Source organism: Streptosporangium sp. NPDC048886 (genome assembly GCF_055586905.1).
Genome location: NZ_JBVJHH010000045.1, coordinates 55,210 through 72,236, shown reverse-complemented (window position 1 = coordinate 72,236; position 17,027 = coordinate 55,210). Strand labels below are relative to the sequence as shown.

Below are 17,027 nucleotides of genomic sequence, written 5' to 3'. Positions count from 1 at the left end.
CCCCCTCCCCCTCTCCTCCCCGGAGTCCCCTCCCCCCTCCCCTCCCTCTCCTCCCCGGAGCCCTCCTTGCCACCTGGACATCCCCCCTCGCGGTCCGCGGCGGCCGCGCCCCCGCTCGGCCGCGGACGGCTGCTCAGCCTCCCTCTCGTCATCGCCCACCACCGGCCTGCCCGAGCCGCATCCCCCAAGGAGATCCATGAACCTGCCTGAGAAGGGCCGGGACGTCGAGGAACTGCTCGCCGAGATCGCCCGGCTGAAGGAGGACGACCTGCCGGTACGCGGAGGCAAGGTGACCGCGTACGTGTACGACACCGGGCGGCCGGAGGTGCACGAGGCCGCGGCCCGGGCCTACTTCGAGATGCTGGAGGTCAACACCCTCGACCCGACCGCGTTCCCCAGCGTGGTGGAGATGGAGAAGCAGGTCGTCGGCGCGGTCGCCGAACTGCTGGGCGGCGGCTGCGGCATCTTCACCAGCGGCGGCACCGAGTCGATCATGCTGGCGGTGAAGGCCGCGCGGGACTCGCGGCAGGTGCCGGGGCGCCCCCGGATGGCCGTCCCGGTCACCGCGCACCCGGCCTTCCACAAGGCGGCGCACTACCTGGGGGTGACGGTGGACGCCGTGCCGGTCGATCCCGGAACGTTCCGGGCCTCCGCGGCGGCCGTCGAGGCGGTGATCACCGAGGACACGGTGCTGGTGGTCGCCTCGGCGCCCTCCTACCCGCAGGGCGTGGTGGACCCGGTCGCCGAGATCGCCGCGGCCGCCTCCGCGCGCGGCGTGCTCTGCCACGTGGACGCCTGCGTGGGCGGGTGGCTGCTGCCGTGGCTGCGCGAAGCCGGGGCGCGGGTCCCGCCGTTCGACCTGTCGGTGCCCGGGGTCACCTCGCTCTCCTGCGACCTGCACAAGTTCGGCTACTCCCCCAAGGGAGCCTCGGTCGTGCTGTTCGCCGACCCGGCGCTGCGGCGCAGGGCCTACTTCGCGTCGGCGTCGTGGCCCGGCTACACGGTCATCAACGCCACCGTGCAGAGCTCCAGGTCCGCCGGTCCGCTGGGCGGCGCCTGGGCCACCCTCCAGGCCCTCGGCCGGGAGGGTTACCTCGAACTCGGCCGCGCCACCCTGGCGGCGGCCCGGCGGCTGCGCGAGGGCATCGCGGAGATCCCCGGCCTGCGGGTGCTCGGCGACCCCGACTCGGCCCTGGTCGCCTTCGGCTCGGAGGAGGTGGACGTGTTCGTGCTGTCCGACGAGGCCCGCAGGCGCGGCTGGTTCCTGCAGCCGCAGCTCTCCTATGCGGGGATCCCGGCCAACATCCACGTCACGGTCACCGGGGTGACCCTGCGGGGGGTGGAGGCGATGCTGGAGGTGATCGCGGAGTCCGCCGCGGCGGCGCGGGAGCGCGGCCCGGCGACCCTGCCCGAGGGGCTGGTGGAGCTCGTCGCGGAGCTGGACCTGGACGCGCTGGACGACGCCGCCTTCGGCGAGCTCGCCGCGGCCGTCGGGGTGGAGCTCGGCGGGCCGGGTCAGCCGGAGATGGCCGTGGTCAACGCGGTCCTGGACGCGCTGCCGGCCGACAGGCGCGAGGCGGTCCTGATCCGCTTCCTGTCGGTGATCTACGCCTGAGCGGGCCGGCCGACGTACATAACAAATTGATTTACCCAAGTCAGGATATTGCGGTAAATATCCTCATTGGTTGACGATGGGGATGTCCGATCTCCGCCCGCGCACCTCGCGGAGGCGTGCCGGTCGCCCTCCACGGGCCCCGGCGGCGCCGGGATCGGCGGCGGCAGGACCACGCGAAAAGCGAGACACGTCCCGTCTCGCCATCGGGCCACCCGTCCCCCCCCCGCGGGTGGCCCGACCTTTTCCCCGACCTTGTTCCCGGCCGGGCCCGGCGCGGGGCCGCGCCGCCCGGGGACGGGCCCCGGCGGGCCCCCGTCTCCTGCTCCGCCCGGGGCTAGCGCCGCAGCTCGGTGACGGTGGCCAGCGCGGTGCGGGCGGAGGCCGCGTCGTGGACCCGGAAGACCCGGGCACCCTGCCAGGCCGAGACCGCCAGGGTCGCCATGGTGCCGGCGTGGCGCTCGTCGACCGGGAGACCGCCGAGGGTCTCACCGACGAAGTCCTTGTTGGAGACCGCGACGAGCACCGGCCAGCCGGTGGCCACCATCTCGTCCAGGCGGCGGCTGACCTCCAGGGAGTGCCAGGTGTTCTTGCCGAAGTCGTGCGCCGGGTCGATCAGGATCGACTCCCTGCGGACCCCGGCGGCGACTGCCCGCTCGGCGAGCTCGACGGTGTAGCCGATGACGTCGGCGACCACGTCGGCGTAGGCGATGCGGTGCGGGCGGGTGCGGGGGGCGACCCGGCCGGCGTGCGCGCAGACCAGCCCGATGCCGTGCTTGGCGGCGACCTCCGCCAGCGCGGGGTCGACCCCGCCCCAGGTGTCGTTGAGCAGGTCGGCGCCCGCCTCGGCGACGACCTCGCCGACCTCGGCCCGCCAGGTGTCGACACTGATGATCAACCGGGGGTGGCGCTCCCGGACCGCCGCGACCAGATCGGCCACCCGGCGGATCTCCTCGGCGGGGTCCACCTCGTCGCCGGGACCCGCCTTGACGCCGCCGATGTCCACGATGTCCGCGCCACCGTCGACGGCCCCGTCCACCGCCTCCAGGGCGGCCTCGAAGCCGTAGGTCCTCCCCTTGTCGAAGAAGGAGTCCGGGGTGCGGTTGACCACCGCCATGATCGCGAATTCGCCGGGCCGGAACTCACGGCCACGCAGGCGCAAGATAGTCATCGAGACCGAGCCTATCGCCCGGTGCCGGAGAGGCAGGCGCTCCCACCTGCGCCGCCTCTGGGGGGTTTCGGGAAGGACGTGACGTTCCTAGGCGGCCGACCCACCTTCGGCCACCGACAGGAACTCCTGGGCGATGGCGGGCAGCCGCCGCCGCGCGTGGACGAGGGCGATCACCCGGCGGACCGAGGGATCGAGGGGACGGACCACCAGCCCGGCCCGGGCGGCCTGCTCGGCCATCCCCCGGTACCAGAGCAGGGAGGCCGCGCCCGAGCGGACGGTGTTGAGCCAGTTGCCCCGCTCGTCCAGTTGCACGGTCGGCACCGGGGCGACGCCGTACTTGGCGAACAGCGCGTCGAACTCCCTGCGCCGGGCGCTGCCGGGGACCGGCAGGACCAGTCGCATGCCGTTGAGCCTGCTCATCGGCACCGGGTCGGGCAGGTCCAGGCCGGGCGGGGAGATCAGCACGATCTCCTGACGCTCCAGCGGGTGACTGATCAGGTCGGCGGGGACGGGCAGGTCCGTCAGGCCGAGGTCGGCCCGCTGGTCCCTGATGGCGTTGACCACGCCGTCCCGTCCGTCACAGCGGACGATGTGCACGCGCACTCCGGGGTGCTCGGCACTGTAGGCGGGGAGGAGACGCCCGGCCAGCCCCGGTTCGAGGCTGGGGGTGGAGGCGATCCGGAGTTCGGCCTCCGAGTCTCCGTGGCTGGACAGTTCCTCGATCTCGCGGACCGCGTCGAGCGCCTCCCTGGCGAGCTTGACCACCCGGCGCCCCTGCGCCGTGACGACCACGCCACGCCCGGAACGGGCGAACAACGTCATCCCGAGTTCTCGTTCGAGGTCTCTGATCGCACGGGAAAGCGCAGGTTGTGCGATGTACAGCGACCTGGCCGCATCGGTCATGGTGCGGTGCTCCGCCGTCGCGACCACATAGCGGAGCTGCTGCAGATTCATGGTTTTGAAGCTAAATCACAGTGCCCGGCCCGGTCCCGCACATCGCGGAGATCACCTCGGATGATTTCGGAATGTAATCGAACGCAGCGACATCCGTGACGGGTGAGAAATCAGTATGCTTACGCCCCAAATTCGGCAAAGGTCCGGGCTTTCATGCCATATCGGACGCTCGGGTTAACGGGGAGACAGCGTGACAGGCAACGGGCACTACCCTCCACCACCACCCCCGCCCCAGGGACACCCGTACCCCGCCCAGCAGCCGCCCGCCTGGGCCCCCGCCCCGCCGCAGGGACCGCACCAGGGACCTCCGCAAGGACCGCCCCAGGGTCATCCACCGCCGCCGGGCCAGGGCTACCCGCCGCCTCCGGGCCAGGGCTACCCGCCGCCAGGCCAGGGCTACCCGCCTCCGGGCCAGGGTTACCCGCCGCCTCCGGGGCAGGGCTATCTCCCGTCCCCGCCGGGACAGGGCCTCCCCCCGGGTCACGGCCATCCGCCGCAGCCGGCCCCCGGGCCGCCCCCGCCGGACCGGGGCCGCCCTCCGCAGGGACCGCCCCAGGCATATCCGCCGCAGCAGCCCATGCCGCAGGGACCGCCTCAAGGGCCGCCCCAGGGCCGTCCGGGGCCGGGATACCCGCCCCCGCCCGGCCAGGGACACCCGACACTCCCCGGACAGGGATACCCGCCGCCCCCGGCACAGGGATACCCGCCCCCGCCGCAGGGGCGGATGCCGTACGGCCAGCCGCCCCCGCCGCCGGACCCCCGGCACCGGCGGCCGTCGTATCCGCCGCCCCAGTGGCAGCCCCAGCGTCCCCGCTCCGGCGGCGGCGCCGGGGCGATCATCGGCGGCATCTTCGGCGTGGTCGCGCTGGTGTTCGTCGGGCTCGTGGTGGTCGGCGCGCTGATCAAGAACAACCGCCACGCGGACCCGGTCTCACCGGTCGCGATCCCCACCTTCAGCCCGTTCGACCGGCCCACGAGCAGCCCCACCTCACCGGAGCCCGCCGAATCGCGTTCCACCGAGCCCACTTCCTCCGCCGAGCCCACCTCCTCGGCCGAGCCCACCTCGGACACGGTCCCGGCCAGGCGGCAGACCCTCAACACCAGCCTGAAGAACAACACCCTCTACCGGACCGGCGGCCTGCCCAGGGTGAACTGCCCGGTGGGCTCGCCCAGCGTCCGCAGCGGCAGCCAGCTCAAGGCACTGATCATGAGGACGTCCAGCTGCCTGGACAGGGGCTGGTCGCAGATCATGCGCGCGCAGGGACTGAGCTGGCAGCGCCCGGGCTACGCCATCGCCTCCACCCGGGGGCGCGGCGCCTGCGGGGACTACCCCTCGGCCGGCAGCAACGTGCCGTACTACTGCCCGCGTAACTTCACCATCTACGCCTCGACCACGGCCCTGGTGAAGGAGTACGCCGGGATCACCGACTGGCACGGCACGATCGTCAGCATGATGGCCCACGAGTACGGGCATCACGTGCAGCAGATGTCGGGCCTGTCCGACTCCTGGTGGGAGCAGACCTCGCGCTCCAGCAGCCAGAGCGGCAGGCTCGCGCTGAGCCGCCGCTTCGAGCTCCAGGCCACCTGCTTCGGCGCGATGTTCATGCGCTCGGTCTCGGCCAGCTACCCGGTGACCCCGGCGCGGCGCAACACGCTCTACTACTTCTACTCGCGGGTCGGCGACTGGCCGGGCCACCCCCGCGACCACGGCTCGCCCGCCAACAACAATCGCTGGTTCCGCCAGGGCTACGAGAAGAACAAGACCTTCCAGTGCAACACCTGGCTGGCCCCCGCTTCGACGACGTCGTAGCTTAGATGACCGTTAACCGAGAATTGGTCATCTGTCTGTCATGTCCAGGTATGGGGACTAGAATCCTGGCAATTCTGTGAAATCGGGGAATCTTGGCCGTTTTGCCAGGTTGACCGGGATAAGACGTAGGAAGCGGTGTGACGATGCGCCTTGGGCAAGACTCGGGGGATCCCGCCGGCGACGGCGGGAAACGGCGCACTCGGCGGCGCGGCCCGGGCGGTGAAGCGCAGCCCGGCACCGGCGGCGCGCAGGACCTCCCCGGAGCGCCGGCCGGAGGGGGGCCGGAGACCGGCCAGGCCGGACAGCCCGAGCGGACGGCGGAGACCTCCGCGCAGACGGGGGGACCCGCACCGGCACGGGGGCAGGCCGGGGAGCCCGGGCCGGCGTCCGCCGCCGGCTCTCCGGCGCCCGGCCAGGCCCCCGAGGGCAAGGGCCGGCCGCAGTTCGCCAGGCCGCTGACGACCGCCTCGCTCATCGGCTGGACCCTGCTGTCGGCGGTCCTGCCCGGCGCGGCGCACCTGCGCGCCGGGCGCCGCCGCACCGGCTACATCCTGCTGGGCGTCTTCGGCGTGCTGCTGGTGGCCGCGCTGGCCGGCGGTCTCATCATGTACGGATCGGGCAACACCGGCTTCATCACCCGGGACGGCACGCTCCTGGCCGGGGCGCTCATCGCCGGGCTCGGCGCGCTCGTCTGGTTCCTGCTGGTGCTGTCGTCCTACATCTCCCTGAAACCCAACCGGCTGAACCGCGGCGGGCAGGTCGTCTCGGGCATCGTGGTCGGCCTGCTGTGCGTGTCGGTGATGGCGCCGTTCGCGCTGGCCGCGAGCACGGTGCTGACCGTCAAGGAGACGGCCAACAGCCTCTTCCCGACCGTCAAGGACGACCCGACGGCGGTCCCGATCAAGCACGAGGACCCGTGGGGCGGGCGCGACCGGGTGAACTTCCTGCTCATCGGCGGCGACGGGGCCGGCAACCGGGAGGGCGTGCGGACCGACAGCATGACCGTGGCGAGCGTGCACGTCGCCACCGGCAACACGGTCATGTTCAGTCTGCCCCGCAACCTGCAGCACGTCCGCTTCACCCCCGGCACCCCGCTCGCCAAGCACTTCCCCAACGGCTTCATGCGCGAGCTGCCCAACGGCGGCCTGCTCAACGAGGTCTGGCAGTACGGCGAGGACCACCCCGAGATCGTGCCGGGCAAGAACGAGCAGCGCGGCCCCCGGGCGCTCATGGACGCCATCGGCCACACGCTCAACCTGAAGATCGACTACTACGCCCTGGTGAACATGTTCGGCTTCGCCCACCTGGTGGACGCCATCGGCGGGCTGAAGATCCGGGTGGACACCGACGTCAAGTGGGGCGGTCTCTACGGCACCGCGGGCACGATCAAGGCCGGCTACCAGACGCTGTCCGGCGAGGAGGCGCTCTGGTACGGGCGCTCCCGCGTCGGCAGCGACGACTTCTCCCGCATGGCCCGCCAGCGGTGCGTCATCGGCGCCTTCGCCCAGCAGGCCACCCCCCAGGTGGTGCTCACCAACTTCGTCAAGATCGCGAATGTGGCCAAGCGGATGGCCAAGACCAACATCCCCCGCGAGCTGCTGGAGCACGTGACCGACCTCGGCCTCAGGGTCAAGAACGCCAGGATCACCAGCCTGCAGTTCGTGCCACCGGAGTTCTACACCGGCTCCCCCGACTGGCCGAAGATCCGCACCGCGGCGGCCAAGGCGCTGCGCCAGTCGCTCCAGCCCAGCCGCCGCGCCCTGGCGGCCGGCGTGACCGCCTCACCCGGCGCGACGGCCTCACCCGGCGAGAGCGGCGCCTCCCCCGCCCCGACGCCCAGCGGGACCGCGACGGTCCGGCCGAGCCAGACCCCCACCCAGAACGGCAAGGGAGCCAAGTCCCTCGGCGAGCTCTGCGGGTTCTGACCCCTCCTCGCGCCCGCGTGGCCCGGCTCCCCTGGGGAGGAGCCGGGCCACCGTCTTTCCCGCCGGCGCTCAGGCGACCTTGGCCCCGCGGGGCAGCAGGGCGAAGGCGCCGAGGTAGAGCAGGCCCGCCACGATCAGCAGGGCCTGGTAGCCGATGACCAGCGCCAGATACTCCAGGCAGCCGCCGACCATCGCGCCCAGCAGGTTCGCGCCGAAGGCCGTCGTGCCGTCGCCGGAGTCGGCGAAGCGCTTGGCGAACACCACGTTGGCCGCGAAGATCGGCAGGAACGCCACTACCACGGCGACCAGCGCCCGCAGCGGCAGCGGCAGGCCCAGCAGCCAGGAGTTGGGCACCAGCCAGGCCAGCACCAGCCCGCCGAGGAGCACGCCGTACATGACGGGCAGCGGCGGGATCCTGAAGCGGCGCGTCACCTCCACCGCGGCGAGCACGGCGACCAGCACCCCGGCGAACACGATGGCGTTGACCACCCAGGTCGTGCCGAACAGCAGCGCGAACCCGGTCACGCTCTTGGTCTCCAGCAGCAGGAAGGCCACGCCCAGCAGGAACAGGTCGGCGTAGGGGCGCATCCGGGTGTACGGTCCGGCGACGGCCCGGACGGCGAGCATGCTCACGATCAGGATCAGGCCGAGGGTGATGATGTAGATCTGCGGGACCGTGCGGTCCTTCAGGTAGAGGAACGGCCGGTCGTCGCCCGTCGGCGGCGGGGTGGCGGCGGTCGCGCCGGCCCACTCCGCGCCGCAGCTCTGCGCCTGGGGGCTGAGACCCGCGGTGATCACGGCCTGCTGGCCGGTCTCGCTGACGATGTCCACGCACGGCTTGTGGCCGAAGGCGGCCTGCATGGTGGCGGCGAGCCGGTCCACCAGCCAGCTCTCCCGGTAGTAGTTGTACATCGAGAAGGTGCCGCCGGGCTTGAGGTGGTCCCTGGCCGCCTCCATGGCCTGCTGGGTGAACAGGTAGCTCTCCAGCCGCAGCGAGCTCGCCCCGGAGACCAGGGTGAGCGAGTCGGGCAGCGCGAAGAGGATCAGGTCGTACTTGCCGGAGGTGCGCTCCAGGAAGGCGCGGCCGTCGGTGACGACCGTGGTGACGCGGGGGTCGGCGTAGGGCCGGTCGGGGTGGTAGGTCCCGCCGAGCTCGCGGAGCTTGGGGTCGATCTCCACCGCGTCCACGTGCTTGGCGCCCTTGGACAGCGCGATGGCCACGTCGGTGCCGCTGCCCGCGCCGACGATCAGGACGTCGTCCAGCTTCCGCGCCGCGGCCCGCTCGTACGGCAGCGCGTACTGGCGCTCCCACTGGAGCCGGCTGGCCGCCGGGACGGCCTGCTGGTGCGGGATGCCGTTGACCTGGATGTCCATCACCGGGACGCCGGCGTAGTCGAGCCGGTCGTAGGTCACCTTGTAGTAGGGCGACCACAGCGCCCCCGCCGTCAGCGTCTCCACCGCGAGCGCTCCGACGACGACCAGCGACGGGACGGCCAGTGCGACCCTCCCCCAGGCGTTGCGCGGCCACAGCAGCACGATGTAGGCGGCCGCGGCGATCACCCCCCACACGACCGGGGGCGCGCTGAGGAAGGACAGGGCGGTGAACAGCGCGATGCCGGTGAGGCTGCCGATCAGGTCGTAGCGGTAGGCCTCCAGCCGGTCCAGCTCGGGGAAGCACCGCCCGACCAGCTCGGCCGGGCCCATCAGCACCACCGCCGCGGCCGCGAAGATCACCGGCAGGATCAGCCAGGGCGGCGGCCCCTGGGTGCTCAGGCTCGTCCAGTACAGGACGCCCTCGGTCTGCCGGTCCACCGTGACCGGGAAGAACAGGATGACCAGCACGAGGACGGCCAGCACGATCGGCGAGTAGTACGGCTGCCGCCTCGTGCGCCCCACCCGGAGGAACCCGAGCCCGATGCCGAGGAACGAGCCGAGCAGGACGAAGTTCGTGAAGTAACTCAGATGCACGATGTTCGATCCGGTCCACCGGATCAGCGCCAGCTCCAGGAAGAGCATGAACGCGCTGGCCACGACCAGTCTCGGCCGGGTGCCCAGCCAGTGCGTGGACAGGACATCGGGATGGGGGGGTGGCGTCGTCTCCGCCGCTGCGGTCATGCCGTCCAACGCTAGTGACCGTCATGCCCCCAGGGAAGGAAATAAGTGTCGGCGGTTTGCGGGCTTCAGGTGGGCTGATACCGATACACGCTGGTTTGAATGGCTGGACGCGATCGAGGCGGATGAAGGAACGTGGTGGAGTCCGATCCCCCGAATCCTGGTGGTGCACCATGCGGGTCCTGATCCAGCTCCGCCCCTCCCCGGACGTCGTCGCGGCGGTGGCCGATCCCGGCGTGACCACGACGACGGCCGACGTCGCCGACCAGCTGCCCGGGGTCGTCCTGGACCCCTCCTACACTCCGGTCGCCGTGCCGCGTCCCGTGCCCGTGGCCGGGGGCGACCCCCTCTCCCTGAACCAGGCGCTGACCTTCTCCCTCGCCGCCGACGACGCCTCGGTCATGGTCCGCGGGGAGATCTCCGACGACGAGCTGTCCACCCGCCTCACCCTGCTGCCCACCCTCCGCAACGACGTCGTGGGGATCTACGCCGACCCGGTGATCGAGACCAACCTCACCTGCGGCGGCGACGCCCCCGTGGGCGACTGGCACGACGTGGAGCGGCTGGTGCACGCCGCCGAGCTGCGCGCCGAGGGTCTCGACGGGGCGGGCGTCGCGCTGGCGGTGCTGGACACCGGCATCAACGCCGCGCACGTCAAGCGCCATCTCGGCCGGGACCTGCTGCTGGACAGGGAGCGGAGCTGGAGCCCCGACGGGGTGAGCGGCGAGCCGGGCGAGTTCCCGGTCAACCACGGCACGATGTGCGCCTTCGACGCGCTCATCGCCGCCCCGCGGGCGTCGCTGATCGACATCCCCGTGCTGCTCTCCCAGCGCCCCGGCGGCTCGGCCCTGGACGGCCTGCTGTCGGACGCGGTGGCGGCCTTCGCCCACCTGCGCACCGTCCTGGAGGCTCAGCCCGCGGAGTCGCGCTCCCTGGTGATCACCAACAGCTGGGGCTCCTTCTCCCCCCGCTGGGACTTCCCCGTCGGCCACCCGGGCAACTACTCCGACAACCCCGCGCACCCGTTCAACCTCATCATCTCCAGCCTGGAGCAGGCCGGCGCCGACGTGCTGTTCGCCGCCGGAAACTGCGGGCGCGACTGCAAGGACCGGCGGTGCGCCTACCCGGACCGGCCGATCGCGGGCGCCAACTCCCATCCGGGCGTGCTGTCCATCGGGGGCGTCGACACCAACGGCGAGCGGGTCGGATACTCCTCCCAGGGGCCCGGCCGCCTCACCCTCCGCAAGCCCGACGTCTGCTCCTACACCCACTTCTCCGGCTCCAAGGCCTTCGGCGACGGCGAGCCCGACTCGGGCACCTCGGCCGCCTGCCCGGTGGCCGCCGGCCTGGTCGCGGCCATCCGCACCCGGTGGTCCTCCGCCGCCCTCACCCCCGCCCAACTGCGCACCCTGCTGCGCCGCACCGCCGACGACCGCAGCGACATCGGATTCGACTACGACTACGGCTACGGCGTCACCGACACATCGGGGATACTCGCCGCATTGCGCCGCAGGGCGATGCGCGTAGCGTGAAGGCATGGTCCTTGTCACTGTACGGCTCCCGCCCCAGGCGACACTCACACAGGCGATGCGCCGCCTGGGGCTGTCGGAGGAGGAGGTCGACACCGGCTACGGCCTGGTGCTCATCGATCCCGGTCAGGGCCTGTACGGCCTGCGGGTGAGTGAGGAGGCCGCCCGCCGGATCGACCCCGAGGCGGGCGGCGGCCCCTACGCCGACCCGAGGATCGAGCCCTACGGCCCGCCGGGCTGAGGCGGCGCCGCGTCCGGGCCCGCGGCGCCGCCGCTCCGTCCCGCCCGGTGGTCAGGCGTTCTCGCGGTTGAAGACGCGGGTGCCGACCGTCACGCAGACCAGCGACAGGGCCAGGGTCACGGCGACGCCCACGGCCACGGTCCAGCTCGCGTAGTGCCCGTCGAACAGCTCGCGCAGGGCTTCGAGCACGTAGCGGAACGGGGTGAGCCGGGACAGCGCGTCCAGCCAGCCGGGCGCCATCGACATCGGCAGGAACGCGCCCGACAGCAGCACCAGCGGGACGACCGCGGTGCTCATGACCGGCGCGAACAGGTCGGGGTTCATGGTGAGCGCGACCGCGTTGGACAGGGCGGCCAGGCTCACCCCCAGCAGCGCCATGAGGACGAGCCCGGCCAGCACGCCGGGGAGCGCCGCGCGCATGCCGAAGGCGTAGCCCACCACGATCAGCATGACCGACTGGATCAGCAGGGTGACCGAGCTGCCCAGGACCCGGCCGAGCAGCAGGGCCATCCGGTGCGCCGGGGTGACCCGCAACCGCTCCAGCACGCCCGACCGGGCGTCGAAGACGATCCCGAACCCGGCCATGCCCGCGCTGAGCAGCCCCACCTGGACCAGCAGGCCGGGGACCAGCGTCTCCCAGGTCCCGATCGTGGCGAACAGCGGACCGAACAGCACCAGATAGAGCAGGGGCTGCAGGACGCCGAAGACGATCCCGGCCTTCTGCCTCAGGGAGATCCGGACGTTGTACCGGAAGACCAGCCAGGTGTCACGGAGGATGTCCATCGGGCGTTTCACCGACCCTCTCCGGCCGTCTGGACGGCCTCCGCGTCCGAGACCCGCTCCGCGGGCCCGTCCTCTCTCAGGGAGCGGCCGGTGATCGCCAGGAAGACGTCGTCGAGGGTGCCGGAGCCGCCCTTGAGCTCGGCCGGGGTGCCCTCGGCGACGATCACGCCGTGGTCGATGACGAACAACCGGTCGGCGAGCGCGTCCGCCTCGTCGAGATAGTGGGTGGTGAGGAAGACCGTGAGGCCGCGCTCCCGGCGCAGGCGCCTGACATGGTCCCAGAGGTTGGCCCGGCTCTGCGGGTCGAGGCCGGTGGTGGGCTCGTCGAGGAAGAGCAGCGACGGGTCGTGGACCAGCCCGAAGGCCAGGTCGAAGCGGCGGCGCTGGCCTCCGGAGAGCGCGCCGCCCGGGCGGGCCTCCAGCCCGGTGAGGCCGAAGCCGTCGAGCACCTCGCCGATCCGCTCACGCGCTTCGGCCGGACGCATGCCGTACAGCAGGGCGTGGAGTTCGAGCGCCTCCCCGACCGGGTCGGCCGGGCCGATCCCGCCGCTCTGGGACACGTAACCGATGTGCCGCCGCACGGCCCGGGGATCGGTGAGCAGGTCGTGCCCGGCGACCGTGGCGGTGCCGCCGGTGGGGCGCAGCAGCGTGGTCAGCATGCGCATGGTGGTCGTCTTCCCCGCGCCGTTGGGGCCGAGGAAGCCCACGATCTCCCCGGCCTCGACGGCCAGGTCGACACCCCGGACGGCCTCGACCCCGCCCGGGAACGTCTTGCTCAGGTTCGATGTCTTGATCATTGATCGCCTCCATTTTCAAAGTAACACCAATTTTGGTGTGACATCAAAAATTGACCGGCACCATAGGATGGCACACATGAGCGAGGGCCTGCGCGAACGCAAGAAGAGAGAGACCCGGCTGCGCATCTCCGACATGGCGACGGGGTTGTTCATGGCGCGCGGCTTCGACAACGTGACGGTGGCGGAGGTCGCCAGGGCCGCCGACGTCTCCGTCAACACGGTCTTCAACTACTTCCCGACCAAGGAGGACCTGCTCTTCGACCGGCAGGACGAGGTGGTGGAGCTGCTCGGCAAGGTCATGAGGGAGCGCAGGCCCGGAGAGAGCGCGGTGCAGGCGCTGCGCCGCGACTTCCTGGACGCCCTCGACACCGGTGACTGGCGATACGGCTTCCACGAGGGGAGCGACGTCTTCCCCCGCATGATCAGCGCCAGCCCGGCCCTCGTCGCCCGGCTGCGGGAGATGAACGAGCTCCGGATGGAGGCCCTGACCCGGACTCTCGCCGACGAGGCCGACGCCGACCCCGACGACCTCACCCCCGCGCTCGTCGCCGGCCAGATCTGCGCGACGCTCCACACGCTGACGACGCACGCCGTCCAGCGCATGCTCGCCGGCGAGAGCGTGGCCGACATCGCCCCGGACCTGCGTGAGCACGCCGATCGCGCCTTCCGCCTCCTGGAGTCCGGGATCGGCGACTACTGCGCCCGCCGTACAGGATGAAGATCTTTCAGACGATATGATCTACCGGCAGTCCGTTCGGCCCTAACCCCCGGGGAGTCATCCGTGCCGGTGCGCGAGCGTGTCCGCGCGACCCTGGAGGCCCCGCGTTTCCAGCAGGTCATCATCGCGGTCATCGTGATCAACGCGGCCACCCTGGGACTGGAGACCTCCGCCACGGCCGTCGAGCGGTACGGCACGGCACTCACCGTCGTCGACCACCTGGCGCTCTACATCTTCGTGATGGAGCTGGCCGCGAGGATCTACGCCTACCGCCGGCGGTTCTTCCAGGACCCGTGGAACCTGTTCGACACCGTGATCGTCGCGATCTCCCTGCTGCCCACGGCCGGGGGCCTGTCGGTGCTGCGGGCGCTGCGGATCCTGCGGGCGCTGCGGCTGATCTCGGTGGTGCCGAGCCTGCGCAAGGTCGTGACGGCCCTGCTCACCGCGGTGCCGGGGATGACGTCGATCGTGCTGCTGCTCGGCCTGGTGCTCTACGTCACGGCCGTGATGGGCACCAAGCTCTACCACGCCACCGCGCCGGAATACTTCGGCGACCTGCCCACCTCGCTGTTCACCCTGTTCCAGATGATGACCGGGGACGCGTGGTCCGACATCACCCGGGAGGTGATGGACGAGCATCCGTCGGCGTGGGTGTTCTTCGTGCTGTTCATGCTGGTGTGCACCTTCGTGGTGCTGAACCTGTTCATCGCGGTGGTGGTCAGCGCGATGGAGGACGAGCACGCCGAGGAGTCGGTCCAGGCGACCCAGGATCTCGGCGTGGCCGTACTCGCCGAGCTGCACGCGCTCCGGGCCGAGGTGCGGGAGCTGCGGGAGCGGGTCCCCGTGACGCCGGGGGCGGGCGGCGGGAACACCGGCCCGCCGGCACCCCGCAGGCGCGGATCGGCACGCGGGCGCTCCGGCGGCAGATGACCCGGCCGCGCCGGACGGCCCGGTGACCGGGTGATCCGGCCGCCCGGCGCCGGACGGCCCGAGCCGGCGGCCGGGCCGCGCGGGTCGGCGGGCCGCGGGTCAGCGGGAGTAGAACTCCACCACGAGCTGCTCGTCCACGGGGACCGTGATCTGCTCGCGCAGCGGGCGGCCGACCACGGTGAAGCGGAGCTCGGCGTGGTCGACGTCCAGGTAGGAGGCGATCCGGTCGTCGGCGTAGACGCCCTCGGCCGCGGCGACGAACGGCTGCATCCCGCGGGAGCGCTGCCGCACCGCGACGACCTGGCCGGGCTTGACCAGATAGCTGGGGATGTCCACCTTGCGACCGTCCACGGTGATGTGGCCGTGGGTGACGTACTGACGGGCGGCGTAGATGGACGGGGCAAGGCCGGCGCGCAGGACGAGAGAGGCGAGACGGCTCTCCAGCAGCACCACCAGCTCGGCTCCGGAACGGCCGGTGCCGCGCAGCGCCATGTCCCAGTAACGGCGCATCTGCCGCTCGGAGACGTCGTAGTACCAGCGCAGCTTCTGCTTCTCCATCAGCCGCAGGCCGTAGTCACCGGTCTGCCGGCGGCTGGTCTTGCGGCCGTGCTCACCCGGCGGATAGGGCCGCTCCTCGAAGTAGCGGACGGCCTTGCGGGTCAGCGGGACGCCGGCCCTGCGGGACAGGCGCACCTTGGGTCCGGTGTAGCGCACGGTCACTCCTTTGTGATTAGGTTTACCTTATTGAGGTAAGCCTAACCTTAGTGAATGAGCCGTCCGATCTCAAGGAGAGCCGGTCCATGCAGCAGCAGCCCGTCACCGCTCCGCCGATCCCCGAGCGCGTCCGCACGCTGGCCGCCGCCGCCGTCCCCACCCACGTGTCCCTCGCCGGCACCGACCGGCCGGCGAGGCCCGCCAGGGGCGGCGTGGACGGCGCGGGACGCCCGGTGCTGCTGGTCCTGCCGGGAGATCCGCTCTACGACCTGCGCGACGAGCCGGTGGTGACCGTCGACCTGACCGCCGGCCGCTCCCTGGGCGGGCGGGAGGTCTCGCGCGGCCTGCTCAAGGTGCAGGGCTGGACGCAGGCCGTACCGGCCTCCGAGGCGTGGCAGAGCGCGGCGGCGATCGCCGAGAGCTGCCCGGACGAGGCGCTGTTCGAGGCCCTGGAACGCTCCGACGGCCCCCGGCTGCTCCGTGTCGACGTCGGGCAGGTGATCTATCTCGCCGCCCCCGAATCGGGCGTCCTGGACGGCGAGGAGTATCTCGGCGCGGCCCCCGACCCCCTGATGGACGGGGCCGAGCGGATGCTCCGCCACGTCAACGCCACCCACCGGAGGCAGCTGGAGACAGCGCTGCGCACGCTGCTCGACTCCCCCGTCAGCGAGGTGTGGCTGTGGGAACTCGACCGCTTCGGCGCGACCGTCCGCTCCGGCATCGACAACCCCACCCTGGTCCGCCTGCCCTGGCCCACCCCCGCCACCGACGCCGACTCCCTGGAGCAGGCCCTGCGCTGCCTGCTCTGCCACCACCGCTGAGCGGGCGGCTCCCCGGGAGGCCGCCGGGGTGCTCGTGCGCCCGCGCCACCCGGGCCGGGGCACACCGACAACGACGTCGTGGTGGAGATGTCCGACGGGGCCGTGGTCTTCGCCGGCGATCCGGTGGAGTGGGCCGACGCCGCCTGGCGTGACGTGCCGCTCCCGGAGGAGACGGCCCGCCACGCTCTCGGCAGGGCCTACCGCCGGTTACGCGGGGAGCCCGCCCGTCGACTCCCCGGAGAAACTCGGCGCAGTTCTCGGTGTGCGCCTGAATTGAGAGGAAAAATCACCTATAGGGTGAATTATGAATTCTCCGCCCCGACCACACTGGTGTTGCGGATGACCTCGTCGACCAGTCCGTAGTCCTTGGCCTCGGTGGCGGTGAACCAGCGGTCGCGGTCCCAGTCGTCCTCGATCTGCTCCAACGACTGGCCGGTGTGGAAGGAGATCCGCTCGCTCATCACCTTCTTGGTGTAGAGCATCTGCTCGGCCTGGATGACGATGTCACTGGCCGTGCCGCCGATGCCGCCGGACGGCTGGTGCATCATGACCCTGGCGTGCGGCAGCGCGTACCGCTTGCCGGGCGTGCCCGCGCAGAGCAGGAACTGCCCCATCGAGGCCGCCATGCCCATGCCGACGGTGGCGACGTCGTTCGGGATGTACTGCATCACGTCGTAGATCGCCATCCCGGCCGAGATCGAACCGCCGGGCGAGTTGATGTAGAGCCAGATGTCACGCTCGTCGTCGTCGGCGGAGAGCAGCAGCAGCTCCCCGCAGATCCGGTTGGCCACCTCGTCGTTCACCTCACTGCCGAGCACGACGATCCTCTTGCGCAGCAGCCGCTGGTACAGCGGGTTCTCGAACACGGGCTGCGGACTGGTCATCTCTTTCACCTGCCCCGAATCCATAA

Annotated in this window: 15 protein-coding genes; 8 read left to right on the top strand and 7 right to left on the bottom strand. The window is 71.7% G+C overall.

Features of this window, described 5'->3' with window-relative positions; genetic code table 11:
* The first annotated feature begins 196 nt into the window (after positions 1–196).
* A complete protein-coding gene (locus ACZ6R6_RS39895; RefSeq protein WP_470102124.1) occupies positions 197–1,615 on the top strand; it encodes a pyridoxal phosphate-dependent decarboxylase family protein in 1,419 nt (472 codons plus the stop codon).
* Between the two features lie 334 nt (positions 1,616–1,949).
* On the opposite strand, the gene folP is transcribed toward ACZ6R6_RS39895, so the two are convergent.
* Together folP and ACZ6R6_RS39885 are read right to left on the bottom strand one after the other, a co-directional pair.
* Positions 1,950–2,783 carry a dihydropteroate synthase gene (folP, locus tag ACZ6R6_RS39890; RefSeq protein ID WP_470102123.1) on the bottom strand — a complete coding sequence of 278 codons (834 nt, stop codon included), beginning with the start codon at positions 2,781–2,783 and terminating at the stop codon, positions 1,950–1,952.
* A gap of 87 nt (positions 2,784–2,870) precedes the next feature.
* Positions 2,871–3,737: a LysR family transcriptional regulator gene (locus ACZ6R6_RS39885; protein WP_306858377.1), complete on the bottom strand. Its 867-nt coding sequence runs from the start codon at positions 3,735–3,737 to the stop codon at positions 2,871–2,873.
* Positions 3,738–4,461: 724 nt separating this feature from the next.
* Between ACZ6R6_RS39885 and ACZ6R6_RS39880 the strand changes: the two genes are divergently transcribed.
* Positions 4,462–5,547 (top strand): neutral zinc metallopeptidase, encoded by a 1,086-nt coding sequence (locus tag ACZ6R6_RS39880; protein WP_470102122.1) that lies wholly within the window; start codon positions 4,462–4,464, stop codon positions 5,545–5,547.
* Between the two features lie 143 nt (positions 5,548–5,690).
* Positions 5,691–7,472, top strand: a complete 1,782-nt coding sequence (locus tag ACZ6R6_RS39875) for an LCP family glycopolymer transferase (RefSeq protein ID WP_470102135.1) — start codon at positions 5,691–5,693, stop codon at positions 7,470–7,472.
* A gap of 69 nt (positions 7,473–7,541) precedes the next feature.
* Here ACZ6R6_RS39875 and ACZ6R6_RS39870 read toward each other — a convergent pair whose 3' ends face one another.
* The gene (locus tag ACZ6R6_RS39870; RefSeq protein ID WP_470102121.1) at positions 7,542–9,587 is read right to left on the bottom strand and encodes a spermine/spermidine synthase domain-containing protein; all 2,046 of its coding nucleotides are present in this window, start codon (positions 9,585–9,587) and stop codon (positions 7,542–7,544) included.
* Positions 9,588–9,757: 170 nt separating this feature from the next.
* On the opposite strand from ACZ6R6_RS39870, the gene ACZ6R6_RS39865 reads away from it, so the two are divergent.
* Together ACZ6R6_RS39865 and ACZ6R6_RS39860 are read left to right on the top strand one after the other, a co-directional pair.
* Positions 9,758–11,116, top strand: coding sequence for a S8 family peptidase (locus ACZ6R6_RS39865; RefSeq protein WP_470102120.1), 1,359 nt, complete (start codon positions 9,758–9,760; stop codon positions 11,114–11,116).
* A 4-nt stretch (positions 11,117–11,120) separates the two neighbouring features.
* The gene (locus ACZ6R6_RS39860) at positions 11,121–11,354 is read left to right on the top strand and encodes a hypothetical protein (RefSeq protein WP_306858372.1); all 234 of its coding nucleotides are present in this window, start codon (positions 11,121–11,123) and stop codon (positions 11,352–11,354) included.
* A 51-nt stretch (positions 11,355–11,405) separates the two neighbouring features.
* Here ACZ6R6_RS39860 and ACZ6R6_RS39855 read toward each other — a convergent pair whose 3' ends face one another.
* Positions 11,406–12,149, bottom strand: coding sequence for an ABC transporter permease (locus tag ACZ6R6_RS39855; RefSeq protein ID WP_470102119.1), 744 nt, complete (start codon positions 12,147–12,149; stop codon positions 11,406–11,408).
* Entirely contained in the window at positions 12,146–12,934 is a 789-nt protein-coding gene (locus ACZ6R6_RS39850; protein WP_470102118.1) for an ABC transporter ATP-binding protein, read from the bottom strand. Before ACZ6R6_RS39850 ends, ACZ6R6_RS39855 begins: the two co-directional genes overlap by 4 nt.
* 76 nt (positions 12,935–13,010) lie before the next feature.
* Between ACZ6R6_RS39850 and ACZ6R6_RS39845 the strand changes: the two genes are divergently transcribed.
* Together ACZ6R6_RS39845 and ACZ6R6_RS39840 are read left to right on the top strand one after the other, a co-directional pair.
* Positions 13,011–13,652 carry a TetR/AcrR family transcriptional regulator gene (locus tag ACZ6R6_RS39845; protein ID WP_470102117.1) on the top strand — a complete coding sequence of 214 codons (642 nt, stop codon included), beginning with the start codon at positions 13,011–13,013 and terminating at the stop codon, positions 13,650–13,652.
* A 69-nt stretch (positions 13,653–13,721) separates the two neighbouring features.
* Positions 13,722–14,582, top strand: a complete 861-nt coding sequence (locus ACZ6R6_RS39840) for an ion transporter (protein ID WP_470102116.1) — start codon at positions 13,722–13,724, stop codon at positions 14,580–14,582.
* Between the two features lie 99 nt (positions 14,583–14,681).
* Here ACZ6R6_RS39840 and rpsD read toward each other — a convergent pair whose 3' ends face one another.
* Positions 14,682–15,296 (bottom strand): 30S ribosomal protein S4, encoded by a 615-nt coding sequence (gene rpsD, locus ACZ6R6_RS39835; protein WP_470102115.1) that lies wholly within the window; start codon positions 15,294–15,296, stop codon positions 14,682–14,684.
* Between the two features lie 86 nt (positions 15,297–15,382).
* Between rpsD and ACZ6R6_RS39830 the strand changes: the two genes are divergently transcribed.
* Positions 15,383–16,117 carry a DUF2470 domain-containing protein gene (locus ACZ6R6_RS39830; RefSeq protein ID WP_470102114.1) on the top strand — a complete coding sequence of 245 codons (735 nt, stop codon included), beginning with the start codon at positions 15,383–15,385 and terminating at the stop codon, positions 16,115–16,117.
* Positions 16,118–16,419: 302 nt separating this feature from the next.
* Here ACZ6R6_RS39830 and ACZ6R6_RS39825 read toward each other — a convergent pair whose 3' ends face one another.
* Positions 16,420–17,001: an ATP-dependent Clp protease proteolytic subunit gene (locus ACZ6R6_RS39825; protein WP_470102113.1), complete on the bottom strand. Its 582-nt coding sequence runs from the start codon at positions 16,999–17,001 to the stop codon at positions 16,420–16,422.
* Positions 17,002–17,027 lie beyond the last annotated feature (26 nt).